This is a genomic window from Pseudomonas sp. PDM28, from assembly GCF_019219115.1.
GTDB lineage: Bacteria > Pseudomonadota > Gammaproteobacteria > Pseudomonadales > Pseudomonadaceae > Aquipseudomonas > Aquipseudomonas laurylsulfatiphila.
Window position 1 is genome coordinate 13,294 of the sequence record NZ_JAHUWG010000001.1, and the last position, 22,384, is coordinate 35,677.

Genomic DNA, 22,384 nt, shown 5'->3' on the forward strand with positions numbered 1-22,384 from the left:
CCTGTGGGAGCGAGCTTGCTCGCGATGAGGGCTGCACATCCAGCATTGATGTCGGCTGACACGCCGCTATCGTCGGATCGCCGCCCGGAGCAAGCTCGCTCCCACAAGGTTTACAGCGTTTTGCTGTTTGGCCTGTGCCGCGAGGCTCTAATTCCTCTGTATCAGGAACGGGCCTTGCGCACGCCGTCCGCCAGTGCCGAACACAGGCTCAATACGCCGTCGACGGCCTGGTCCGCAGTTGCTGCATTGGCGATGTGATCGATCAACGCCGAGCCCACCACCACGCCATCAGCCAGGCGTGCAATGGACGCTGCCTGTTCCGGAGTCCGGATACCGAAACCGATGCTGATCGGCAGGTCGGTATGGCGGCGCAGACGGGCGACCGCTTCCTCGACGTGCTCCAGCGTGGCGGCACCGGCGCCGGTCACACCGGCCACCGAGACGTAGTAAACGAAACCGGAGCTGCCGTTGAGAACGGTCGGCAGGCGCACATCGTCGGTGGTTGGCGTGGTCAGGCGGATGAAGTCCAGGCCCGCAGCCTGCGCCGGGTCACACAGCTCGCCGTTGTGCTCCGGCGGCAGGTCGACCACGATCAGGCCGTCAACGCCGGCCTCTTTGGCTTCGGCAATGAAGCGCGGCACCCCGTACATGTGGATCGGGTTGAAGTATCCCATTAGCACCAGCGGTGTTTCGTTGTTGTCCTGGCGGAACTCGCGAACCATTTGCAGGGTTTTCGCCAGATTCTGTTTGGCACCCAGCGCACGGATGTTGGCGAGCTGGATGGCCGGGCCGTCAGCCATCGGGTCGGTGAAGGGCATGCCCAGCTCGATCACATCGGCACCGGCCGCCGGCAAGCCCTTGAGGATGGCCAGGGAGGTGTCATAGCCCGGGTCGCCAGCGGTCACGAAAGTCACCAGGGCGGCGCGGTTCTGTTCCTTGAGTTCGGCAAAACGCGTTTGCAGGCGGCTCATCAGTGTTTCTCCTGCTTGGATTGTTCCATGTGGTGCATCACGGTCTGCATGTCTTTGTCGCCACGGCCGGACAGGTTGACCACCATCAGGTGATCCTTTGGCAAGGTCGGTGCGCGCTTGAATACTTCAGCCAGGGCATGGGCGCTTTCCAGCGCCGGGATGATCCCCTCCAGGCGGCAGCACTGGTGGAATGCAGCGAGGGCTTCGTCGTCGGTCACCGAGGTGTACTGGACGCGGCCAATGTCGTGCAACCAGGCGTGTTCCGGGCCGATGCCCGGGTAGTCGAGGCCGGCGGAGATCGAGTGGGCATCGATGATCTGGCCATCGTCGTCCTGCAGCAGGAACGTGCGGTTGCCGTGCAGCACGCCTGGAACGCCGCCGTTCAGGCTGGCCGCATGCTTGCCGGTCTCGATGCCGTAACCGGCCGCTTCAACGCCGATGATCTCGACACTCTTGTCGTCGAGGAACGGATGGAACAGGCCCATGGCGTTGGAGCCACCGCCAATGCACGCCACCAGGCTGTCCGGCAGGCGACCTTCCTGGGCTTGCAACTGCTCGCGGGTTTCCTTGCCGATCACGGCCTGGAAGTCGCGGACCATCGCCGGGTAAGGGTGCGGACCGGCCACGGTGCCGATCAAGTAGAAGGTGTTGTCGACGTTGGTCACCCAGTCACGCAGGGCTTCGTTCATTGCATCCTTCAGTGTGCCGGTACCGGCGACCACCGGGATAACCTCGGCGCCCAGCAGCTTCATGCGGAACACGTTGGCCTGCTGGCGCTCGATGTCTGTGGTGCCCATGTAGATCACGCAATCCAGGCCGAAACGCGCAGCCACGGTGGCCGTCGCCACGCCGTGCATGCCGGCGCCGGTCTCGGCGATGATGCGCTTCTTGCCCATGCGTCGCGCCAGCAGGATCTGGCCGATGCAGTTGTTGATCTTGTGCGCGCCGGTGTGGTTCAGCTCTTCGCGCTTCAGGTAGATCTTCGCGCCGCCACAGAACTCGGTCAGACGCTCGGCGAAGTACAACGGGCTTGGACGTCCGACGTAGTCACGCTGGAAGTAGGCCAGTTCTTCCTTGAATGCAGGATCTTCCTTGGCCAATTCATATTCACGGGCCAGGTCGAGGATCAACGGCATCAGGGTTTCGGCAACGTAGCGGCCACCGAACGCGCCAAACAGGCCGTTGGCATCAGGGCCGTTGCGCAGATTAGTCTGGGTCATTTGGCGCTCCAGTTGAATGCGTGAAGTGATGCATAAAGAGATAGTGGGCTTCACTCTACCCCTGACACCTCAGCCTGAAAACCGATAAGATCGCCACAACCTGTCAGGAAAACTCACAGATCCCATGAGCCATGACCTTCCTCCGCTGAATGCGCTTCGCGCCTTCGAAGCCACTGCCCGCTTGAACAGCGTCAGTCAGGCCGCCGAGCAGCTGCATGTCACCCATGGCGCGGTCAGCCGGCAGCTCAAGGTGCTTGAAGAACACCTCGGCGTCAGCCTGTTCATCAAGGACGGTCGCGGCCTGAAACTCACAGATGCCGGCCTACGCCTGCGTGACGCCAGCAGCGAAGCCTTCGAGCGCCTGCGCAGCGTCTGCGCGGAACTCACACAAAGCACGGCCGACGCCCCGTTCGTGCTCGGTTGCTCGGGAAGCCTGCTGGCGCGCTGGTTTATTCCGCGACTGGGGAGACTCAATGCCGACCTGCCGGACCTGCGCCTGCACCTGTCGGCCGGAGAAGGCGATCTCGATCCGCGAAGACCGGGACTGGATGCCTTGCTGGTCTTTGCCGAGCCACCCTGGCCGGCGGACATGCAGGTTTTCGAGCTGGCCAGCGAACGCATCGGTCCGGTCATGAGCCCTCGGTTCGCCGGCTACGAGCGGCTCAAACAAGCGCCGGAAAGCGTACTGCTGAACGAACCCTTGCTGCACACCACCTCACGCCCGCAAGCCTGGCCAAACTGGGCGCAACAATGCGGCCTCGACGCCAGGGCGTTGAAGTACGGTCAGGGATTTGAACATTTGTACTACTTGCTGGAAGCCGCCGTCGCGGGTCTGGGCGTGGCGATCGCCCCGGAACCTTTGGTGACGGAGGACTTGAAGGCCGGCCGCCTGGTTGCGCCATGGGGCTTCAGTGAAACCCCGGCACAACTGGCGTTGTGGCTACCCAAGCGCGCCGCGGACGGGCGCGCCCGGCAACTGGCGCAGTGGCTGAAAAACGAGCTGCGCCGGGCAGATTAATCACGCTTGCACAACAGATAAGCGGCCAGCAGGCCCAATGCGCCCACGGCGACACCGGCTGTAGTCCAGGGGTGCTCCTGGGCGTAGTCCCGGGTGGCGATCCCGGTTTCGCGGGTTTTGACCTTGACCTCTTCATAGGCGTCGGCCAGCAGATGGCGCGAGTGCTTCAAGGCATTTTCGGCGTTACTTTTCAGGGTCTTGAGGGTTTTACGCGACTCGTCCGAGGCGTCGTCCTTCAGGCTTTCCAAAGACTTGAGCAGACTCTCGATCTCGGCTTCCATGCTTTGCAATGAGGCTTTGCGTAACGAGGTGTTGGCCATGGTGGCTCTCCTGCATTGGTGATGAGTGGCGTGTGTTGGTTGGGACTTCAGGGGTTCGAGAAAGTGCAGAAAATCTGAACTTCACTCTCAGAACGGCCAACAGAAGAAATAGGAAAAATCACTGCTAGGCTGTAATTCACACGCCAAGGAGAACGCCATGTCTGACCATCACACCTACAAGAAAGTCGAGCTGGTCGGCTCGTCCACCAGCAGTATCGAAGATGCGATCAACAACGCATTGACCGAAGCCAACAAAAGCATCAAGTACATGGAATGGTTTGAAGTCACCGAGACCCGTGGGCACATCAGGGACGGCAAGGCTGCGCACTTTCAGGTGACCCTGAAAGTCGGATTCCGGATTGCCAGCAGCTGACTTTGGGCTAGTCTTCTGAACTTGCACGCCGGACGAATGCCATAGGGAATGGCAAAGCGCTGAATGAGTGCGTCCGGCTGACGGCTGGTTACCCCTATGATCCGACCAGGGAATGCAACCGATGAAGAAGTTTATGTTGGCGGTAGGTTTGTTGAGCCTTGCGGGGACCGTATTGGCAGATGGTGGCAAGCCATGCGAAGAGCTGAAAGCCGAAATCGCAGCGAAACTTGATGCCAAGGGCGTTTCCGGTTATTCGCTGGAGATTGTCGATAAAGGTAGTGCATCTGGCGGAAAAGTCGTTGGTCAATGCGAAAAGGGCGCCAAAGTGATCGTCTACAAAAAGTAGGCTGATCCTCGCCTGAAAGAAAAAGCCGACGCCCTGGCGCCGGCTTTTTCATGTCTGCCACTTGAGTATCAGCCGCGCATGACCTGCGCCAGCAGCTCGTAGGAATGCACGCGATCCGAATGTTCGTACAGGTCACAGGTGAAAATCAGCTCGTCAGCCTGGGTCTGTTCGATCAGGACCTCGAGTTTGGCGCGGATTTTCTGTGGGCTGCCAATCATGGCCAGACCAAGAAAATCGTGCACAGCCTCTTTCTCATGGGGCAGCCACAAGCCGTCCATGGTCTTCACCGGCGGACGCTGTACCAGGCTTTGGCCGCGCATCAGGGCGAGAATCCGCTGGAACACCGAAGTCGCGAGGTACTCGGCCTGCTCGTCCGTATCGGCCGCCACCAAGGGCACGCCGAGCATTACGTAAGGTTTGTCCAAAACGGCTGAGGGCTTGAAGTGATTGCGGTAGACCCGAATCGCTTCATGCATGTAGCGCGGCGCGAAATGCGAAGCGAAAGCGTAGGGCAAACCGCGTTCACCGGCCAGCTGTGCACTGAACAGGCTCGATCCCAACAACCAGACCGGCACATTGGTCCCGGTTCCCGGCATGGCGATGATCCGTTGATCCGGGGTACGTGGCCCGAGGTAGCGCACCAGTTCCGCCACATCTTCCGGGAAGTCGTCGGCACTGCCGGAGCGCTCACGGCGCAACGCACGCGCGGTCATCTGGTCGGAACCGGGGGCGCGTCCCAGGCCCAGATCAATCCGGCCCGGATAAAGGCTTTCCAGGGTGCCGAACTGCTCGGCAATCACCAAGGGTGCGTGGTTGGGCAACATCACCCCGCCTGAACCGACTCGAATGGTCGACGTGCCACCGGCCAGATAACCGAGCAGCACCGAAGTCGCGGAACTGGCGATGCCGTCCATGTTGTGGTGCTCAGCCACCCAGAAGCGGTTGTAACCGAACTTCTCGACATGCTGCGCCAGGTCCAGCGAGTTGCGCAGCGACTGGGCCGCGCTGCCGTTCTCGCGCACCGGCACCAGATCGAGGGTCGAGAACTTGATATCGGACAGTCGTTTCATAAACCTGCTTCTCCAATTGAGGGCGCAGGTTTGTTCTTGCGAACGCAAACCTGCCGAATCCAAAAGCGTGTTCATGCAATGTGGGCATATACCCGAGTTTCAATAGCCCGGTAAAAAATCCCGCGAAAAAAGCAGATTGATCGGACGAAGTGAACTTTGCCCCTTCGTCTATCCTCACAATCCTGGCAACCGAAACCTCGCAGGCGCGACCTTCGCGCCGACCTTTAGGAGACTGGCATGGCTATCGTCAAGAAAGCATCGGCCCATTGGGAAGGTGATCTGAAAACCGGCATCGGCTCGATTTCCACAGAAACCGGCGTGCTCCGGGAAGCCCCCTACGGCTTCAAGGCGCGCTTCGAAGGCGGCCGTGGCACCAACCCGGAAGAGTTGATCGGCGCAGCCCACGCCGGCTGTTTCTCCATGGCGTTCTCCATGATCCTCGGTGACGCCGGCCTGAAGGCCGATAGCATCGATACCCAGGCAGAAGTCACTCTGGATCAAGTGGACGGCGGTTTTGCGATCACCGCAGTGAAATTGATTCTGAAGGCGAAAATCCCCGGGGCAAGCCAGGCGCAGTTCGAAGAACTCAGCAACAAGGCCAAAGAAGGCTGCCCAGTGTCCAAAGTGCTGAATGCCAAGATCAGCCTGGAGGCAACATTGGTCAGCTAGATCTTTCATTTTTGCAAAGAAAAAATCGCAGCCTTGCGTAACCTGCCGGGATCATTCGGCAAGAGGTGCCCAAGGCTGCGATCTTTTTTGTGTCGTGACAGATTTGCCCGCCAATAATATGGTCGAATAAATGACAGCAGCAAAAACCTGTGAATAGGCGTGCTGCCTCAAAGGAGCTTCAACCATGAAACGTTTTGCCCTGGCGGTTATCTGTTGCGTACTGGCCACGTCGGCCCTCGCAGCACCGAAACCCTGCGAAGAGCTCAAGGCCGAGATCGAAGCCAAGATCCAGGCCAGTGGCGTCACTTCCTACACGCTTGAAGTCGTCACCAACGACGAAGTGCACGACCAGAACATGGTCGTGGGTTCGTGCGAAAACGGCACCAAAAAAATCATCTACCAGAAGAACGACCGCTGACATCTCACATCAGGCAGTTGGCTTCCCGGTCTTCAGCGACGATCTCGCGCTTGGCGTTGTACAGGCGGGCGCCGGGGGTAAACGCAATGGAGCGGCCTTCGAGTACATAACGCTGACCGGCTTCGAAATGATCGTAACGGATGGTCAGGTAGCACAGCCGCTCAGAGGGCCCGCTCATCATACTCAAGCCGCCGCCGCCGGGGACTTCAAAGTCGAAACGCACGATCAGTTCGTGGCTGCCGGGCGTCACTTCGAAATAACGCCCATCGCGCAATCGCTGTTTGTCCAGGCGTTCGGCCATCAACAACTTGTCGTTAGGGAAGGGCGTCGAAAAATCAACCCAGGCCATTTTTGGATCAGGTGTCGGCATCGGGCTTTGACAGCCCGCGACGACACCGACGGCGAGTAACAGCATCAACCTGCGCATGATGGATGTCCCAGGGGATATGCATCCAGCATAACGCCGATCAGGTTCGTTGACAGCCCGCAGGGGTACCCTGGCCGATCACTTTTCGTTGCTGATCATAGAGCTTGGCCCACGGCCGAAAACCAATGTTCCCCGCTTGCAGTTGATAGCGTTCGCCAGCGTTGAAATCCTTGAATTTCACGTTCAACTGACAATCGCGCCACAACGGCTCGGCGTCGGGGCCGATGTTGGTGGGCTGCACCGGAAACTGGTAGCGGACTGTCAATTCATGGCTACCGGGCTGAACCTCGAAGTAGCGCTTGTCGTCGGTGGCCTTGTCATCGACCTCCAGTGCCTGCAACGCCGTATCTTCTTGCTTCGAGTCCAGGTCGATCCAGGCTTGCGCAGGATCATGGCGGGGTATTCCGAATCCGGCACAGCCGGCCAGCAACAGCAGACTTCCTGTCAGTATCATCGTGCGCATAGCGGAGCTCCAGTGAGGCGGGATAGTCTTGCGGGAAGACTCTCCAAGGAAGAATTATTGTGTTCAGGCCGCTTCCTAGCCTTGGGTTACTTGATCGCGTTTTTCGCGTTTTGTTTCCGGGCGTGTTGTTTTTGTTGCTCAACGGTTGCACCAGCATCAGCTATTACAGCCAACTGGCCAGCGGCCAACTGCAGTTGCTGCGGGCCAGGGAGCCGGTTTCCAGCGTGATTGCCGACCCGGCGCGCGACCAAAAACTGCGTATACACCTGGAGCAATCACAAAAGGCCCGAACGTTCGCCAGCCGGCAATTGCACCTGCCGGATAACCAAAGTTACCGCTTGTACGCGGACATTGGCCGTCCCTTCGTCGTCTGGAATGTCTTCGTCACGCCGGAATTTTCTCTCAAGCCTGTAAACCACTGCTTTCCCATCGCCGGCTGCGTGGCCTACCGCGGGTACTACAGTCAGAGCGCAGCGCGCGGCGAAGCAGCCTTGCAACGCTTGCAGGGCATGGACGTGTCGATCGGCGGCGTCGAGGCCTATTCGACACTCGGCTGGTTCAACGACCCGATCATCAGTTCGATGATGGGCTGGGGAGATGAGCGACTGGCCACGCTGATTTTTCACGAACTGGCCCATCAGCGCTTCTATGTGAAGGACGACACTGAGTTCAACGAATCCTTTGCCACCTTCGTCGAGCAGGAAGGCACTCGCCAATGGCGTGCCTATCGCCACCTGCCACCGGACAACAATGCGCAGGCGCGTCAGCGCGACCAGTTCACTGAGTTGGTGCTGGAAACCCGCGCCCGGCTGGAAAAGCTCTACGCCTTGCCGTTGCCAACCGAACAGATGCGCCAGCGCAAGGCGGCCGAGTTCGAGCGCTTGCGCAGCGAATACCGGCAACTGCGTGACAGTCAGTGGGCTGGAGACAAACGCTACGACGCCTGGGTCCATGCCCCCATGAACAATGCCCGGTTATTGCCGTTTGGCTTGTACGACCAGTGGGTACCGGCATTTGATGCGCTGTTCCATCAGGTGGATGGCGATTGGCCCAGGTTCTATGCCGCCGTGGAAAAGCTAGGTGGCTTGCCGACGGAAGAGCGCAAGGCCGCGCTCAAGACGCTGGCTGACGGCGCCGATCAACCAAAGAACCAGTAGCAAACGCCGATTGCACCCAGCACCCCGGCAAGCTCCGCCAGCAAGGCGCAGCCAACCGCATGGCGCGCGCGCTGGATGCCCACGGCACCGAAGTACACCGCCAGCACATAGAACGTCGTTTCGGTACTGCCCTGGATTGTCGCCGCCACCAGCGCCGGGAAGCTGTCCACGCCCGAGGTCTTCATGGTTTCAATCAGCATCGCCCGGGCGGCACTGCCGGAGAAGGGTTTGACCATCGCCGTCGGCAGCGCATCGACGAAGCGCGTGTCCCAACCGGCCCACGCCACCAGATGACGAATCCCGTCCAGGCCGAAGTCAAGCGCCCCGGAGGCCCGCAGGACACCCACCGCGCAGAGCATTGCCACCAGATAAGGCAGCAGGTTCTTGGCGACGTCGAAACCCTCCTTGGCACCTTCAACGAAGGCCTCGTACACCTTCACTTTGCGCAGCGCACCGATCAGCAGAAACAGCATGATCAGGCCAAACAGCGTCAGGTTGCCGAGGATCGATGACAAGCCGGCCAGCGCGGTCGCCGAAAGGGTCGCCAGCAACGCCATGAAACCACCGAGGGCGAGGGCGCCGGGGATCAGGTAGGCCAGCACCACCGGATCCCAGACGCGCAGGCGCTGCATGAACGCCACCGACAGGAAGCCGACAATGGTCGAGCAACTGGTCGCCAGCAGGATCGGCAGGAACACCAGCGTCGGGTCAGGCGCGCCTTGCTGGGCGCGATACATGAAGATGGTCACCGGCAACAGGGTCAGCGAAGAGGCATTGAGCACCAGGAACAGGATCTGTGCGTTGCTGGCGACGGTAGCGCTTGGGTTGAGTTCTTGCAGTGCTTTCATGGCCTTCAGGCCAATAGGCGTGGCGGCGTTGTCCAGACCGAGGCCGTTGGCGGCGAAGTTCAGGGTGATCAGGCCGATGGCCGGATGACCCGGCGGAACTTCAGGCATCAGGCGCAAAAACAACGGCCCCAAGGCCTTGGCCAACCATTCGACGATGCCGGCCTTCTCGGCAATGCGCAGAAAACCCAACCAGAGGGTGAGGGTGCCGAACAGCAGCACCATGACCTCGACCGACAGCTTGGCCATGGCAAAAATGCTCTCCACCATCGCCGCGAATATCCCGGCGTTGCCACCAATCAGCCACTGCGCCAGCGCCGAAACGGCTGCCACGATGAAGAAGCCAAGCCACAGGCCATTGAGCATCAGTCAAATCCCCCAAAAGATCCGCGAATGATAGCGGGGTGGCCAGAAACGACAAACCCCGGATTTCTCCGGGGTTTGTCTGGTGCGGCTTTCGTAGATCACTTTGGGAGCAGCCGGTCGACGCTCGATTGCTCGCGATAGCGGTGTATCAGTCGACATCAATGTCGGCTTTAGTCGGTCATCGCGAGCAAGCTCGCTCCCACAGGTTTTGTATCAGTTGCTGGAGGTTTCACCCGCCGGCAGCTTTTCCTTGCTACGCCAGTGCGGCAGAGAGTTCCAGTAACGCTGGCCCTTGGCGTCGTCGTACATGCCTTCCCAACGAGCGATTACAAGAACAGCCAGGGCGTTGCCGATCACGTTCAGTGCGGTACGGGCCATGTCCATGACGCGATCGACACCGGCGATGAACGCCAGGCCTTCCAGTGGAATACCGACGCTGCCGAGGGTGGCCAGCAGGACCACGAAGGACACGCCCGGTACGCCGGCGATGCCTTTGGAGGTGACCATCAACGTCAGGACCAGCAGCAGTTGCTGGCTGATCGACAGGTCGATGCCATACAGCTGGGCAATGAAGATCGCCGCAATGCTTTGGTACAGGGTCGAACCGTCGAGGTTGAACGAGTAGCCGGTCGGTACCACGAAGCTGCAAATGGCTTTCGGCGCGCCGTAAGCTTCCATCTTCTCGATCACGCGCGGCAGCACGGTTTCGGAGCTGGCAGTGGAGTAGGCCAGTACCAGCTCATCCTTGAAGATGCGCATCAGCTTGATCACCGAGAAGCCGAACAGGCGAGCGATCAGGCCCAGGATCACGAACGCGAAGAAGGCGATGGCGACGTAAACCAGGATCACCAGCTTGGCCAGCGGTATCAACGACGCGAAGCCGAAGTTGGCCACGGTCACCGCGATCAGTGCGAACACACCGATCGGGGCGTAGTTCATGATCATGTGAGTGACCTTGAACATGCTTTCCGACACGCCCTGGAACATCTTCACCAGCGGTTCGCGCAGGTCCGCCTGCAGGCTCGACAGCCCGAGACCGAACAATACGGAGAAGAAGATGATCGGCAGCATTTCGCCGCGAACCATGGCCGCGAAGATGTTCGACGGGATCAGGTTGAGGATGGTTTGGATGAACGCGTGTTCATGCTGGACCTCGGCGGCAGTCGCCTGGTACTTGGAAATGTCCACAGTGCCCAGGGTGCTCATGTCGATGCCGGCACCCGGATGGAATAGGTTGGCCAGCAGCAGACCGACCACGATGGCGATGGTGGTGACGATTTCGAAGTAGATGATGGTCTTGAAGCCGATGCGCCCCAGCTTCTTGGCGTCACCGACACCGGCAATGCCGACGATCAAAGAGGAGATGACGATCGGGATCACGATCATCTTGATCAGACGGATAAAGATATCGCCTGCTGGTTGCAGGACGTTGCTGATCCACCAGGCTTTTTCGGCACTGAAATGGTTGAGCAGTGCACCGATTGCTATCCCCAATACCAGACCGATGAGGATCTGCCAGGCGAGGCTAAGCTTTGCCTTCTTCATATCTTTACCCTTACTTGCGTTTGACTCAGGGAGATGCGCGAACTGGAACGCTCGTGGCGAAAAAGTCTAGTGCATCTACCCCCCGTATAAGGTGCCCCGGAACGCGTGTTTGCGGCTCTCTGGCAGGCGAAAAAAGGCGCAACTATTCCGATGCAAGGAAGCGCCGTCTAATGCCGTAAACGCCTACCCCATGCCGAATCGGCATGAGGTTTTTTTACTGAATGTGACGTCGCAATCGGTTCGATTGCGACATTTCGGCAGGCATAAGTGCCGTGAACCGGTCATCACAGAGCAGATTGAATGTTTTTTGAGCAGTGGCCGAGCGTTGATTTTTCAACAAAATCCCGCAGGACAAAGCGAATAATCGCAGCCCAAAAAAATGGATTTTTCTCGATATACGGTCGCCTGTGAAACACCGAGAAAAGTAATTTCCGACGTAACAGGGACAAGGAGGCGATAACAGTGATGAAATCGAGACGAACGCTCTATTTCAATGTGTTGCGTGATCCAGCCCTTCGCAAGCTCGTCGAGCCATGGTGGTCCGGCGAACTTGCGCAGCAGCTTTTCCTGACCCGGCCCTTACGCAGGTACTCCCTGTACCCGTAGGTCACTCCGCCCCTGAAACAGGCAGAACGTCCCGACCCCTTGGTCATGCGCCAGCCTTCCTCAGGTGACGCAGATAGAAAGAGGCGCTGTGACCTCCTTCCTGTACAAATTCTGTTCTATCGACAAGCCCTGCATGAAGGCCTCAGGCATGCCGGAGAGAAACCTCAACCCGCATGCCGTGGCACTACCGCCCTGATAGCAGGGCGGCTGCCAGCGTCTTGAACAAACCTTTCATGTCAGCCTCGACCGCGACGGCCAAAGAAGAAGGAAGCAATGAACATCACCAGGAACACGACAAACAGAATCTTGGCGATACCCGTGGCGGTGCCCGCGATACCACCGAAGCCCAGTACTGCAGCGATGATGGCAATGATCAGGAATGTGATTGCCCAACTCAACATGGTGATTCTCCTTACGCTTCTATTTAGAGGTGTTGCGTTTCCCGGCACATCGCTGCGGCGGAAATTTTTTACCTAGAACACCCAGCGCTCCTGATGACGTATCTCGCCTGCAGGCCCGGCCTGGTCGACGTCCATCATTCGCAGCGGGGGGCTATCGGCCTGAACGCTGCCAACAGCACTGAAATGGGTTTGGGTCGGATGCTGAATCGACAGTTGTGGCGCTTGCGGCTGCTGACTCTGCTCCCAGCGCAGAAACTGTTGGCCGCCGATAAGGGTGAGCAACAGCGCCAGAACAGCAAACAGTCCTTGCTGAATATGCACAGGCGAGAGGTGCAGGTGGGCGGCACGTTGACGGTTCATCCTGGAGCTCCTACCACTCGGGTCGGTATTCGATAGCGGGCGTTTGTATTTGAATGCCCTGGTCAACCAGACAATTGCAGCCCGCATGCCAGCATTGAAATGAATTAATTTCCTTTAATATCAATACCTTAAGATCATCAAAGAAATCACATCGTACGCATCCTGCACGATGCCAGGTGTGCGGTCGTGCGTATTGCACGATTCGTTTGAAGGAAGGTGTAAATTTTTTGAATTGAGAGGAGGACGCAGATGTCAGAAATACACGCTGGCCGCTGTCAGAAACCGGACATCGATTAAAAGAGCCGCGACATCAGCTGGCTAACCGATGCATCGGATGAAAGTTACCCTGCCATGACAGGAATGGCTCAGAATCAATCATGCAACTTGCCCGATTTCTCCGGGACTAAATCAAGATCATTCATTAAGGAGCGTAGGAAAATGGAATCAGCCACTGAGCACCAAGGCCGCATTCTGCTGGTGGATGATGAGTCCGCCATCCTGCGTACTTTCCGTTACTGCCTCGAAGACGAAGGCTACAGCGTTGCCACCGCCACCAGCGCCGCGCAGGCAGAAGCCCTGTTGCAGCGGCAGGTCTTCGACCTGTGCTTCCTCGATTTGCGTCTGGGCGAAGACAACGGCCTCGATGTGCTGGCCCAGATGCGTATCCAGGCGCCCTGGATGCGGGTGGTGATCGTCACTGCGCACTCAGCTGTCGACACGGCGGTGGATGCGATTCAGGCCGGTGCCGCCGACTACCTGGTCAAGCCGTGCAGCCCCGATCAATTGCGCTTGGCAACCGCCAAGCAACTGGAAGTGCGGCAGTTGTCGGCGCGACTGGAAGCCCTGGAAGGTGAAGTGCGCAAGCCCAAGGATGGTCTGGACTCCCACAGCCCGGCCATGAAAGTGGTACTCGAAACCGCGCGCCAGGTGGCCACGACCGATGCCAATATCCTGATCCTCGGTGAGTCCGGCACCGGCAAGGGCGAGCTGTCCCAAGCCATTCACGGCTGGAGCAAACGCGCGAAGAAATCCTGCGTCACGATCAACTGCCCGTCGCTGACCGCCGAGCTTATGGAAAGCGAGCTCTTCGGCCACAGTCGCGGCGCCTTCACCGGCGCCAGCGAAAGCACCTTGGGCCGAGTCAACCAGGCGGACGGCGGGACGCTGTTTCTCGACGAAATAGGCGACTTTCCGCTGACATTGCAGCCGAAATTGCTGCGCTTCATTCAGGACAAAGAATATGAGCGCGTCGGTGATCCGGTGACCCGCCGTGCCGATGTGCGCATCCTTGCAGCCACCAACCTCAACCTCGAGGACATGGTCCGCGATGGTCGTTTCCGTGAGGACCTGCTCTATCGCCTGAATGTCATTACCCTGCACCTGCCACCGCTACGCGAACGCCGTGAAGATATTCTCAACCTGGCGGATCGTTTCCTGGCGCGTTTCGTCAAGGAGTATGCCCGTCCCGCGCGCATGCTAAGCGACGAGGCCCGGGAAGCCCTGCTGGGCTATCGCTGGCCGGGCAATATCCGTGAGCTGCGCAACGTGATAGAGCGCGCGAGCATCATCTGTCCGCAGGAGCGGGTCGAGATCAGTCATCTGGGCATGGCCGAAACCCCCGTCAACAATGCACCGCGCATCGGCGCAGCGCTGAGCCTGGATGAGCTGGAAAAGGCCCACATCGGCGCGGTCCTCGCCACCGCCGACACGCTGGATCAAGCGGCAAAAACCCTGGGCATCGATGCTTCGACGCTGTACCGCAAACGCAAGCAGTACAACTTGTGAGCAATAGGCGATGAAACTGGCGATGAAATTGCGGACCCGGCTTTTCCTGAGCATCTCCGCACTGATCACCGTCGCCTTGCTCGGGCTCCTGCTCGGGCTGGTCAGCGTGATGCAGATGGCCGGCAGCCAGGAAGCACTGACCCGCAGTAACTTCATCACCCTGGACCTGGGACTCAAACTGCGCCAGACCCTGGGTGATCAACTGATCATCATGCTCAGCGAGAAGCCTGACTCCGCCGCTTTCGCCGCCTCGAAGCAGCGTTACTTCCAATTGCTGGAGGAAGGCATCGCCCAGGAGCCCGAGCAGAACGCAAGCGAGTACGGCTTCAGAAAAGCCAGGGCTGACTACGAGCGCTTTATCGAAGCTTATGAGGCGTCCCCGGACCCTTCGACTGTGCTCAGCAGCCATGACATCCTGACGGAAAAATTCAACGCACTGCGCAATGGTCTGATCGCCGAGCACAAGCGCGCCCTGGATAACATCAATGATACCGAGCGCCAGGCCCGGGAGCGGGCACTGCTGATTGCAGGGCTGCTTGCCCTGGTGGGGCTGGCGGTGCTGATCATCGGCTTCGTGACCGCGCAGGCCATTGCCCGGCGTTTCGGAGCGCCCATCGAAGCCTTGGCCAAGGCAGCGGACAATATCGGCCAGGGCAATTTCGATGTCACCCTGCCGATCTCCTCGGCAGTGGAGCTCAACCAGTTGACCCGGCGTTTCGGGATCATGGCCCAGGCGCTACGTGAACATCAGGCCACCAATGTCGATGAGTTGCTGGCCGGCCAGCAGCGTTTGCAGGCCGTGCTCGACAGCATCGACGACGGGCTGCTGATGATCGACCGTCAGGGCCATCTGGAACACCTTAACCCTGTGGCCCAGCGTCAGCTGGGCTGGGAATCCGATCGCCTGGGACAGGGATTGGGCACGGCGCTGGAGCGCCCTGAACTCGATGAGCAGCTGCAACTGGTGCTGCGCGGCGGCACTCTGGAGCGGGCGCCGGAGGACTTGAGTGTCGAAGTCGATGGCGAGTCGCGACTGCTGACCTATAGCCTGACCCCGGTCAGCCACACCCAGGGCCATATTCTCGGGGCCGTGATGGTGCTGCATGACGTCACGGAGCAGCGTGCCTTCGAACGGGTACGCAGCGAATTTGTGTTGCGCGCCTCCCATGAATTGCGCACACCGGTCACCGGCATGCACATGGCCTTCGGATTATTCCGCGAGCGCGCGCACTTTGCCCCGGACTCCCGGGAAGCCGACCTGCTCGATACCGTGAATGAAGAGATGCAGCGGCTGATGCAGCTGATCAATGACCTGCTGAATTTCTCCCGTTACCAGAACGGTTTGCAGAAACTCACCTTGGCGCCGTGTTCCATCGAGGCGCTGCTGGAACAGGCTGAGTCACGCTTTGCCGTATCGGCCGCCGAGAAAGACATCAGTCTGCTGGTGGAGGTGCAGGGGCCGTTGCCGCGTTTGCAGGCCGATCAGCCACAACTGGAGCGGGTACTCGATAATTTGCTCGACAACGCCTTGCGTCACACCGGTTCCGGCGGGCGGATACGCCTGCACGCCCGGCGCCACGGCGACCGCGTCATCGTCAGCGTCGAGGACAACGGCGAAGGCATCGCCTACGGTCAGCAGGGGCGGATCTTCGAGCCGTTCGTGCAGGTCGGGCGCAAGAAAGGCGGAGCCGGTCTCGGCCTGGCATTGTGCAAGGAAATCGTGCAATTGCATGGCGGGCGGATGGGCGTCTATTCACGGCCGGGGCAGGGCACTCAGTTCTACATGGCGCTGACGGTCTAGATCGCGGTCACGCTTCGTCATCCAGGCGCCGGCCGCCCGCCCGACGTCGCCCCCGGGTTATCAATTCAATGAACTGAACCGCGCTCAGGGCGTGGGCGAACAGCCAGCCCTGGCCGAACTTCACGCCTTCACTGCTCAGGAACTCGGCTTGGGCCTCATGTTCGATGCCCTCGGCAATCACCTTCAAATGCAGCGATTGGGCCATGTGAATGATGTGTGGGGCCACACCGCTGCTGGCGGCGTCATGGCCCAACGCATCAATGAACGCCTTGTCGATTTTCAGGCAATCCACCGGCAGGGTTTGCAAATAGGCGAGGCTGCAGTAGCCGGTGCCAAAATCATCGATCAACACCTGGTGCCCGACATCCCGCAGCGATTGCAGGTTTTCCCGGGCCACCACCACATCGACCAGCCCACGCTCGGTAACCTCGAAGGCGATTTGCCGCGCAGCGACGCGGTGCAGGGTCAGCAGCCTCGCCATGACCTGGCCGATTCGCGGGACCATCACATCACACGCCGCGAGATTGACCGAGATGTACAGTTGCGGGTTGGCACGCAGCAACTGACCGAGTTGCTCGAGCAAGCGTTGCAAGACGAAATCCGTCATCTGGCGAATCTGCCCGGTGTCCTCCGCCATCGGAATGAACAGGTCGGGACTGGTCAGGGTACCGTCCGGCCTGCGCCAGCGCAGCAGCGCTTCAGCCCCGACACAGTTGCGGCTATCGAGGTCGAAGATCGGTTGATACAGCACCTGCAACTCGCCCCGGCGAATCGCCCCGGCCAGTTCGGCATCCAGCGACTGCCGCTGCTGCACCAGCAGGAACACCAGGAACCCGACGCATATGCCCAGCGCAATACTGGCCGGCAGCAGCCACCACCAGACCGACGGGATATGCATGCCCGTACGCAGGCTGATCAACACCAATTGATACTCCGGGTTGTCGGTGGGCATGCGGTATATCAGGCGTGTCTGGGTGATCTGCAGCGCATCGCGGTTTTTCGGTGGCCAGGCCTCGACCGGCGGCCAGATCTGGGAAGAACCCAACACCGGAATCGCGCGAGCGCCATGATCCAGGACGACCAGCAAGCTGCTGCCCGGCGACAGGTCGACCATATCGGTCAAATGCCCCCGAGAGGTCGCGACCCGAAAATTCCCGCGCCCCAGCATCAGGGCAGCGCGGTTTTCATCGGGTTCGGTGGTGGTATTGAGCCAATAGCTGTAGGTCGGGCCTTTGATGTCCGGCGCTCGTATCAGCGACAGCCCTTCCTGGCGAGGGCGATTGGAGCAGATTCGCGAAGAGTCCATGTAGGCGGCTTCGTAGACGAAGCGATAGTTGAACGTAACCTGTTGCAAGGTCGCGATCATTTCAGCATCGCAACCGCGCAACGGTTGCGCTTCAAGGTCGTCGAGGCTTTCACGCAGTTGCCCGAAGAGCTGTTCCAGGCGGGCGAGAAAGCGCTCACCCTGAGCATTCATTTCTTCGCTTTCGTTTTGCTCGACCTGATGAATGGCGACGAACAGGCTGCCGGCCATCAATAACGTTGCGCTCAAGACAGCCGACATCAACCCCAGGAACCAGGGGCGATGGAACCAACTACGGAAGGTCTCTCGAGCAGCAGTCATTGCGCAATATCCGATGGATTACCAATGAGTTATAGCTGCTGATTGGGAAAAAGCCCTGACCGCCGGGCGGGCGCCATTATTTTGTCTGGTTCAACACCAAAAGCAGCGCGGCTGTTTGCGCGTCCGGAGTGCCATCGAAACGTGCCGGGCGGAAGTGCATCTGGAAGGCTGCTATCACATGTCGTGTCGCAACATCGAGCTCGCCGGTTTGTGGCGAGGCATACCCCAGGCGGGCCAATTGCCCCTGAAACCAGCTGATGCTCGGCAACTGTTCGGCGAACAGCATTTGCTGGCGCGCAACCGCCTGCTCGTTCGGCCAGATGCCCAGACCTTCGGCAGCCAGACGCTTCCAGGGGAACAGCGGCCCCGGGTCCAGTTTGCGCAACGGCGCAATGTCGCTATGGCCAATGATGTCGCGAGGCTTGATACCCTGACGCTTGCTGATGTCCTTGAGCAATACGATCAAGGACTGAACCTGATCTTCGCTGTAGGGGTACCAAACGCGCCCGGTTGGAGTGTCCTTGAACCCCGGGTTGACGATTTCGATACCGATGGAACTGGAATTCAGCCAGGTCCGGCCATCCCATTCGCTCTCCCCGGCGTGCCAGGCGCGAACGTTTTCATCCATCAGCTTGTAGATTGTGGCGCCCTTGTCGTCACCGATCAGATAATGACTGCTGACTTCGCCGTGGGTCAGCAGTTGCAGCGAACGCTCCAGCGAGGCGTTGGTGTAATGCACCACCACGAACTGCACACGGCTGTCGTAATTGGTTGAAGGGTGACTGGTGTCAAAACGGGGACCGCTGGCGCAGCCGGCCAGCAAAACAAGTGACACGATCAGAGCAAGATATTTCATGGCGAAAGGCAATACACACAAGACAATAATGCAACAGTGTAACGTAATGCCTTGCGAGCTGACGGCAATCGCCGCGAATTAAACAAAAATGGAACAAATAATACTCAGCCCGGCTCCACGCGGTTGCGTCCGGCATTTTTTGCACGGTACAACGCCTGATCGGCTCTTTTAAGCACTTGATCGCTGTGCTCACCCGGCCTGAACGCCGACATTCCGACAGAAACGGTAATGGTCACCGGCTCTCCCTTGAAGTGGAACGGACAGGCCTCGATGGAGGCACGCAGGCTTTCCAGCAACTTCAGCCCCGCCGCCGGCACCGTGGATGGCATTAACAGCACAAACTCTTCGCCGCCGAACCGGGCAATGAAGTCCGTTCCGCGAAGACGCTTGCGCAACACGCTGGCAATGATCTTCAGCACTTTGTCACCGGCCAGGTGCCCGTAGTTATCGTTGATGCGCTTGAAATGATCGAGGTCGAGCATGGCCAGCAACAGCGTGTTGCCATGTTGCTGCCATTGTTTGACTTCATGATCCAGGCGCTCGCTCCAGGCCGCGCGGTTAGGCAGGCCGGTCAACGGGTCGACCAGCGCCTTCTGCCTTTGCTCCTCAAGATGCTCACGGTAACCCTGGGCCTCCTGCTCCATATGGGCAACGCGCTCGGCCAGGCTGTGCAGGCGCGCAGCGACCTCTTGCTCGCGCTCATCGCGTTGTTTCTGGTGCTGGTCCATGGTGCCCAGCAAGCCTTCGAGATGGTTTTCCAGAACGTGCTTGAGATCTTCCAGATCCGCAGCGTCCTGCATGCTGCTTTGCAGGCCATCAACCTGTTCGCGGATCTGCGTGTCCATCTGCCGCGCAGCCGAACGGTTGTCGGCGTGTCCTTCGGTGGCGGCCTGCAAGTTGCTCTGGAACGACTCGAGGCGCTCGTTCAGTCGTTGCAGGTAGGCTTCGAACTCATGCTGGCCGCTGTCGGTAATAGCCAGCATCAACGTGGCGAAGTCGTCGAGGATCGGTAGTAATTCGTACCAGTTAAGACCGTTTTTCAGACGATCGCGCATGGATTCGGCTTGCGGGCGATGACGCTCGGGCAATGTCAGGTCTTCGAGCAGCCCCAGCAGTGTGCCTTCGATGTGGCTGGCCACCGAGCTGTAGGAGGGCTCAGGGGAATCCGGGAGTGCGTAGAAAGTGTCGTGCCCGGATAGAGGCTGATCTGCGGCGGCCACCTCCGCTGTCGGATTCGCAAGCAAGGCCAGGCTATCCGACGATGCTGACGCGGTCAGCTCGTCGGGGTTCATTTGCGACTCAAGAGGTGTTTCCGGGGCCGGCTTCTCGCCTGACTCGGTTTCTGCCACGCCTGCCATGGCGGGTTGAGGCTGCACGACGGCAGGTGCCATGACCACGACTGCCGGAGCAGGGGAAGCCTCGACTGGCTTGGTCGGCGCGGACTCCTCTGCAACCGGCTCAGCCATGGGCACTTCGCAGATTGCCGTCTCAATCGCGACCGGGGCCGACTCGATAATCGCCGCAGGGCTCTCGGCTACGGGGGCCGCCGGCGCAGGAGAAGCAGTCGTTGATGCCACCGCCTCGTCTGCTTCACGACCGCCGAACAATCGCTGAAGCAAGCCCGGCCGACCAGGTTCCGCCGGGGTCTCCAGCTGGCTCAGGGCCTTGCCTTGCAAGCCACTCAGCTCGCTGAGCAACAAAGGTATCTCACGCGCCTGACTGACCCGCGCATCCAGTTGCTTGGCGAAACTCTTGAGTGGCCGGCTCACATCCCGTGGCAGCGGCAATGTTTGCAGTTGAGTGACCAGTGCGGTCAGGGCGGCACTGGTCTGGTTGATTCGGGTTTCCCGACGCTGTTCGGAGTCGAGCACGGCTTTTTCCAGGCGTGGAATAAGCGCGGCCAGGCCGGCGTCCATGTCGTCGGTGCGCACGACTTCGCGCATTTCCTTCATGCATTGGTCAACCGCGCGGTCAGTACCTTCCGCCGCCAGGGTGCTGCGCACCAGCCCGCGACGCAGCAAGTCGAGCCGCGCGTCCCAGCGACGTTCGAGCTTTTCCTGTTGTTCGATGCTTTTGAGGTATTTCTCTTTCCAGCGCTGTGCTTCGTCGCTCATTCATGGGTTCCGCGAGGGGCAGGACTCAACGCGGGCAATGCATCGGCCGTGAGCGAACCCGGCAGACGAATCTCTACCGCGACCGGCAGGTGATCGGAAATGGGCTGTGCCAGCACCTCGACCTTTTCCAGGGTCAGGCTCGGGCTCAGCAGGATATGGTCCAGGCAGCGCTGTGGGCGCCAGCTGGGGAACGTTGCTTCCATTTGCGGCGCGAGCAGGCCGAGATCGCGCAACGCGGAATTTTGCAGCAGGTCACTGGCATGGGTGTTCATGTCGCCCATCAGTACCTGGTGTTTGTAGTCGCCAATCAGATCGCGGATGTAGGCCAGTTGCAGGCTGCGCGCACGGGCGCCCAGCGCCAGGTGCATCATGACGACCACCAGTGCTTCCGGGCCTTCACCGAAGCGTACCAGGATGGCTCCACGCCCCTTTGGGCCCGGCAGCGGATGATCTTCAATGGCCCACGGGCGCAATCGGCTGAGCACGCCATTGCTGTGCTGGGCCAGGCGTCCGAGATTGCGATTGAGTTGTTGATACCAGTAGGGGAAGGCGCCGAGCTGGGCCAGATGCTCAACCTGATTGACGTAGCCTGAACGCAGGCTGCCACCATCGGCCTCCTGCAAGGCGACCAGATCGAAGTCGCCCAGCAGATTGCCGATCTTCTGCAGATTGTCGGCACGCCCGGTGTGCGGCAGCAGATGCTGCCAGCCCCGGGTCAGGTAATGCCGGTAGCGCTCGGTGCTGATGCCGACCTGGATGTTGAAACTGAGCAAGCGCAGACGACTGTCTGCGGGCAGGCCCGTGGACTCCAGATGATGCTCGTTGACCCGCGGATCATGCAGGCCAACGATGCGTTCAGTACCCCATCGGCGCATGGCAGTGACTGCCCTTAGTTGGCGGCAGCCTTGTTAGCCGCTCGCTCTTTGTCGATCAGTTTATCGGCCAGTTGCAGGGCCTGTTCGGCACCGCCAGCGGAGCCCACGTCGAAGCGGTATTTGCCATTCACAATCAGGGTTGGAACGCCAGAGATCTCATATTTCTTGGCCAGTTCACGGGCTTGAACGACCTGTCCCTTGATTGCAAAGGAGTCGAAAGTGGCCAGGAACTTTTCCTTGTCTACGCCCTGGGTAGCCAGGAAGTCGGCCATATCATTCTTATCGGTCAGTTTCATTTTTTTGTTCTGGATCGCGTCGAACACCGCAGCATGAACCTTATGCTCAACCCCCATGGATTCAAGAGTCAGGAACATTTGGCCATGAGCGTCCCAAGGACCGCCGAACATCGCTGGAATACGCTTGAAGTTCACATCCGATGGCAGTTTTTCGGCCCAGGGATTGATTGTCGGCTCAAAGTGATAGCAGTGCGGGCAGCCATACCAGAACAGCTCCACCACTTCGATCTTGCCAGGCACGGCGACCGGAACCGGATTGCTCAGTTCGACATAAGGTGCGGCGGGGGCTTCAGCGGCCTGGGCAGTCATGCCGAACAGGCTGGCAGCGGCAAAAACGGCGCTGATGATCAGATTACGCATGCTTTACTCCTGGACAAATTTTTCGCCTCGCGCGACGTGTTATCAGACAGGTCCTGGCGGGCTTGAGTTCTGTAGTGTAACGGCAGCGGCCACAAAAA

General features: G+C 59.5%; 23 protein-coding genes. 8 read left to right on the forward strand and 15 right to left on the reverse strand.

All coding sequences use genetic code 11. The features are described 5' to 3' along the window. Positions 1-161: 161 nt before the first annotated feature. Positions 162-971, reverse strand: coding sequence for a tryptophan synthase subunit alpha (trpA, locus tag KW841_RS00070; RefSeq protein WP_218472889.1), 810 nt, complete (start codon positions 969-971; stop codon positions 162-164). Continuing rightward, positions 971-2,191, reverse strand: a complete 1,221-nt coding sequence (gene trpB, locus KW841_RS00075) for a tryptophan synthase subunit beta (RefSeq protein WP_218472890.1) — start codon at positions 2,189-2,191, stop codon at positions 971-973. Before trpB ends, trpA begins: the two co-directional genes overlap by 1 nt. Before the next feature lie 124 nt (positions 2,192-2,315). Between trpB and KW841_RS00080 the strand changes: the two genes are divergently transcribed. After that, positions 2,316-3,209, forward strand: coding sequence for a LysR family transcriptional regulator (locus tag KW841_RS00080; protein WP_218472891.1), 894 nt, complete (start codon positions 2,316-2,318; stop codon positions 3,207-3,209). Here the strand turns inward: KW841_RS00080 and KW841_RS00085 are convergent. Continuing rightward, a complete protein-coding gene (locus KW841_RS00085; RefSeq protein ID WP_007969764.1) occupies positions 3,206-3,529 on the reverse strand; it encodes a YqjD family protein in 324 nt (107 codons plus the stop codon). The genes KW841_RS00080 and KW841_RS00085 overlap by 4 nt on opposite strands. A gap of 157 nt (positions 3,530-3,686) precedes the next feature. Here KW841_RS00085 and KW841_RS00090 point away from each other — a divergent pair, with 157 nt between their 5' ends. Beyond that, complete coding sequence (locus tag KW841_RS00090; protein WP_007969765.1) at positions 3,687-3,902, forward strand: dodecin; 216 nt, start codon at positions 3,687-3,689, stop codon at positions 3,900-3,902. Between the two features lie 121 nt (positions 3,903-4,023). Further along, positions 4,024-4,248, forward strand: a complete 225-nt coding sequence (locus KW841_RS00095) for a DUF1161 domain-containing protein (RefSeq protein ID WP_015092928.1) — start codon at positions 4,024-4,026, stop codon at positions 4,246-4,248. A 68-nt stretch (positions 4,249-4,316) separates the two neighbouring features. Here the strand turns inward: KW841_RS00095 and KW841_RS00100 are convergent, their stop codons facing one another. After that, positions 4,317-5,318, reverse strand: coding sequence for an LLM class flavin-dependent oxidoreductase (locus KW841_RS00100; RefSeq protein ID WP_218472892.1), 1,002 nt, complete (start codon positions 5,316-5,318; stop codon positions 4,317-4,319). 237 nt (positions 5,319-5,555) lie between these two features. On the opposite strand from KW841_RS00100, the gene KW841_RS00105 reads away from it, so the two are divergent. Next, the gene (locus KW841_RS00105) at positions 5,556-5,987 is read left to right on the forward strand and encodes an OsmC family protein (protein ID WP_007969768.1); all 432 of its coding nucleotides are present in this window, start codon (positions 5,556-5,558) and stop codon (positions 5,985-5,987) included. A gap of 184 nt (positions 5,988-6,171) precedes the next feature. Beyond that, on the forward strand, positions 6,172-6,405 hold the full coding sequence (locus tag KW841_RS00110) for a DUF1161 domain-containing protein (RefSeq protein ID WP_007969770.1): 234 nt from the start codon (positions 6,172-6,174) through the stop codon (positions 6,403-6,405). 4 nt (positions 6,406-6,409) lie between these two features. Here the strand turns inward: KW841_RS00110 and KW841_RS00115 are convergent, their stop codons facing one another. Both KW841_RS00115 and KW841_RS00120 read right to left on the reverse strand, forming a co-directional pair. Beyond that, complete coding sequence (locus tag KW841_RS00115) at positions 6,410-6,832, reverse strand: hypothetical protein (protein ID WP_007969772.1); 423 nt, start codon at positions 6,830-6,832, stop codon at positions 6,410-6,412. Between the two features lie 40 nt (positions 6,833-6,872). After that, positions 6,873-7,295 (reverse strand): hypothetical protein, encoded by a 423-nt coding sequence (locus tag KW841_RS00120; RefSeq protein ID WP_007969774.1) that lies wholly within the window; start codon positions 7,293-7,295, stop codon positions 6,873-6,875. A 59-nt stretch (positions 7,296-7,354) separates the two neighbouring features. Between KW841_RS00120 and KW841_RS00125 the strand changes: the two genes are divergently transcribed. Further along, positions 7,355-8,452: an aminopeptidase gene (locus tag KW841_RS00125; protein ID WP_218472893.1), complete on the forward strand. Its 1,098-nt coding sequence runs from the start codon at positions 7,355-7,357 to the stop codon at positions 8,450-8,452. Here the strand turns inward: KW841_RS00125 and KW841_RS00130 are convergent. The 4 genes from KW841_RS00130 to KW841_RS00145 form a co-directional block, all read right to left on the reverse strand. Next, positions 8,434-9,663 (reverse strand): nucleoside recognition domain-containing protein, encoded by a 1,230-nt coding sequence (locus KW841_RS00130; RefSeq protein ID WP_007969778.1) that lies wholly within the window; start codon positions 9,661-9,663, stop codon positions 8,434-8,436. The two genes, KW841_RS00125 and KW841_RS00130, sit on opposite strands and share 19 nt — an antisense overlap. A gap of 213 nt (positions 9,664-9,876) precedes the next feature. After that, positions 9,877-11,208: a glutamate/aspartate:proton symporter GltP gene (gene gltP, locus KW841_RS00135; protein ID WP_218472894.1), complete on the reverse strand. Its 1,332-nt coding sequence runs from the start codon at positions 11,206-11,208 to the stop codon at positions 9,877-9,879. 842 nt (positions 11,209-12,050) lie between these two features. After that, entirely contained in the window at positions 12,051-12,215 is a 165-nt protein-coding gene (locus KW841_RS00140; RefSeq protein ID WP_003177151.1) for a DUF1328 domain-containing protein, read from the reverse strand. A gap of 72 nt (positions 12,216-12,287) precedes the next feature. Then, a complete protein-coding gene (locus KW841_RS00145; protein WP_007969782.1) occupies positions 12,288-12,575 on the reverse strand; it encodes a hypothetical protein in 288 nt (95 codons plus the stop codon). A gap of 438 nt (positions 12,576-13,013) precedes the next feature. On the opposite strand from KW841_RS00145, the gene algB reads away from it, so the two are divergent. After that, complete coding sequence (gene algB / locus KW841_RS00150; RefSeq protein WP_218472895.1) at positions 13,014-14,360, forward strand: sigma-54-dependent response regulator transcription factor AlgB; 1,347 nt, start codon at positions 13,014-13,016, stop codon at positions 14,358-14,360. A 10-nt stretch (positions 14,361-14,370) separates the two neighbouring features. Then, complete coding sequence (locus KW841_RS00155) at positions 14,371-16,161, forward strand: ATP-binding protein (protein WP_218472907.1); 1,791 nt, start codon at positions 14,371-14,373, stop codon at positions 16,159-16,161. 7 nt (positions 16,162-16,168) lie between these two features. On the opposite strand, the gene KW841_RS00160 is transcribed toward KW841_RS00155, so the two are convergent. From KW841_RS00160 to dsbA, 5 genes are all read right to left on the reverse strand, one after another. After that, complete coding sequence (locus KW841_RS00160) at positions 16,169-17,785, reverse strand: EAL domain-containing protein (protein WP_218472910.1); 1,617 nt, start codon at positions 17,783-17,785, stop codon at positions 16,169-16,171. 76 nt (positions 17,786-17,861) lie between these two features. Then, positions 17,862-18,641, reverse strand: a complete 780-nt coding sequence (locus tag KW841_RS00165; protein ID WP_218472912.1) for an N-acetylmuramoyl-L-alanine amidase — start codon at positions 18,639-18,641, stop codon at positions 17,862-17,864. A gap of 104 nt (positions 18,642-18,745) precedes the next feature. Further along, on the reverse strand, positions 18,746-20,755 hold the full coding sequence (locus tag KW841_RS00170; protein WP_218472915.1) for a GGDEF domain-containing protein: 2,010 nt from the start codon (positions 20,753-20,755) through the stop codon (positions 18,746-18,748). After that, positions 20,752-21,630, reverse strand: coding sequence for an endonuclease/exonuclease/phosphatase family protein (locus tag KW841_RS00175; protein WP_007969788.1), 879 nt, complete (start codon positions 21,628-21,630; stop codon positions 20,752-20,754). Before KW841_RS00175 ends, KW841_RS00170 begins: the two co-directional genes overlap by 4 nt. 14 nt (positions 21,631-21,644) lie before the next feature. Next, positions 21,645-22,286, reverse strand: a complete 642-nt coding sequence (gene dsbA, locus KW841_RS00180) for a thiol:disulfide interchange protein DsbA (RefSeq protein WP_095967849.1) — start codon at positions 22,284-22,286, stop codon at positions 21,645-21,647. Positions 22,287-22,384 lie beyond the last annotated feature (98 nt).

Excerpts from the sequence above, each read along its gene's own strand:
- trpA (WP_218472889.1), bottom strand. The coding sequence starts at position 971 with ATGAGCCGCCTGCAAACGCGTTTTGCCGAACTCAAGGAACAGAACCGC.
- trpB (WP_218472890.1), bottom strand. The coding sequence starts at position 2,191 with ATGACCCAGACTAATCTGCGCAACGGCCCTGATGCCAACGGCCTGTTT.
- KW841_RS00080 (WP_218472891.1), top strand. The coding sequence starts at position 2,316 with ATGAGCCATGACCTTCCTCCGCTGAATGCGCTTCGCGCCTTCGAAGCC.
- KW841_RS00085 (WP_007969764.1), bottom strand. The coding sequence starts at position 3,529 with ATGGCCAACACCTCGTTACGCAAAGCCTCATTGCAAAGCATGGAAGCC.
- KW841_RS00090 (WP_007969765.1), top strand. The coding sequence starts at position 3,687 with ATGTCTGACCATCACACCTACAAGAAAGTCGAGCTGGTCGGCTCGTCC.
- KW841_RS00095 (WP_015092928.1), top strand. The coding sequence starts at position 4,024 with ATGAAGAAGTTTATGTTGGCGGTAGGTTTGTTGAGCCTTGCGGGGACC.
- KW841_RS00100 (WP_218472892.1), bottom strand. The coding sequence starts at position 5,318 with ATGAAACGACTGTCCGATATCAAGTTCTCGACCCTCGATCTGGTGCCG.
- KW841_RS00105 (WP_007969768.1), top strand. The coding sequence starts at position 5,556 with ATGGCTATCGTCAAGAAAGCATCGGCCCATTGGGAAGGTGATCTGAAA.
- KW841_RS00110 (WP_007969770.1), top strand. The coding sequence starts at position 6,172 with ATGAAACGTTTTGCCCTGGCGGTTATCTGTTGCGTACTGGCCACGTCG.
- KW841_RS00115 (WP_007969772.1), bottom strand. The coding sequence starts at position 6,832 with ATGCGCAGGTTGATGCTGTTACTCGCCGTCGGTGTCGTCGCGGGCTGT.
- KW841_RS00120 (WP_007969774.1), bottom strand. The coding sequence starts at position 7,295 with ATGCGCACGATGATACTGACAGGAAGTCTGCTGTTGCTGGCCGGCTGT.
- KW841_RS00130 (WP_007969778.1), bottom strand. The coding sequence starts at position 9,663 with ATGCTCAATGGCCTGTGGCTTGGCTTCTTCATCGTGGCAGCCGTTTCG.
- gltP (WP_218472894.1), bottom strand. The coding sequence starts at position 11,208 with ATGAAGAAGGCAAAGCTTAGCCTCGCCTGGCAGATCCTCATCGGTCTG.
- KW841_RS00140 (WP_003177151.1), bottom strand. The coding sequence starts at position 12,215 with ATGTTGAGTTGGGCAATCACATTCCTGATCATTGCCATCATCGCTGCA.
- KW841_RS00145 (WP_007969782.1), bottom strand. The coding sequence starts at position 12,575 with ATGAACCGTCAACGTGCCGCCCACCTGCACCTCTCGCCTGTGCATATT.
- algB (WP_218472895.1), top strand. The coding sequence starts at position 13,014 with ATGGAATCAGCCACTGAGCACCAAGGCCGCATTCTGCTGGTGGATGAT.
- KW841_RS00155 (WP_218472907.1), top strand. The coding sequence starts at position 14,371 with ATGAAACTGGCGATGAAATTGCGGACCCGGCTTTTCCTGAGCATCTCC.
- KW841_RS00160 (WP_218472910.1), bottom strand. The coding sequence starts at position 17,785 with ATGACTGCTGCTCGAGAGACCTTCCGTAGTTGGTTCCATCGCCCCTGG.
- KW841_RS00165 (WP_218472912.1), bottom strand. The coding sequence starts at position 18,641 with ATGAAATATCTTGCTCTGATCGTGTCACTTGTTTTGCTGGCCGGCTGC.
- KW841_RS00170 (WP_218472915.1), bottom strand. The coding sequence starts at position 20,755 with ATGAGCGACGAAGCACAGCGCTGGAAAGAGAAATACCTCAAAAGCATC.
- KW841_RS00175 (WP_007969788.1), bottom strand. The coding sequence starts at position 21,630 with ATGCGCCGATGGGGTACTGAACGCATCGTTGGCCTGCATGATCCGCGG.
- dsbA (WP_095967849.1), bottom strand. The coding sequence starts at position 22,286 with ATGCGTAATCTGATCATCAGCGCCGTTTTTGCCGCTGCCAGCCTGTTC.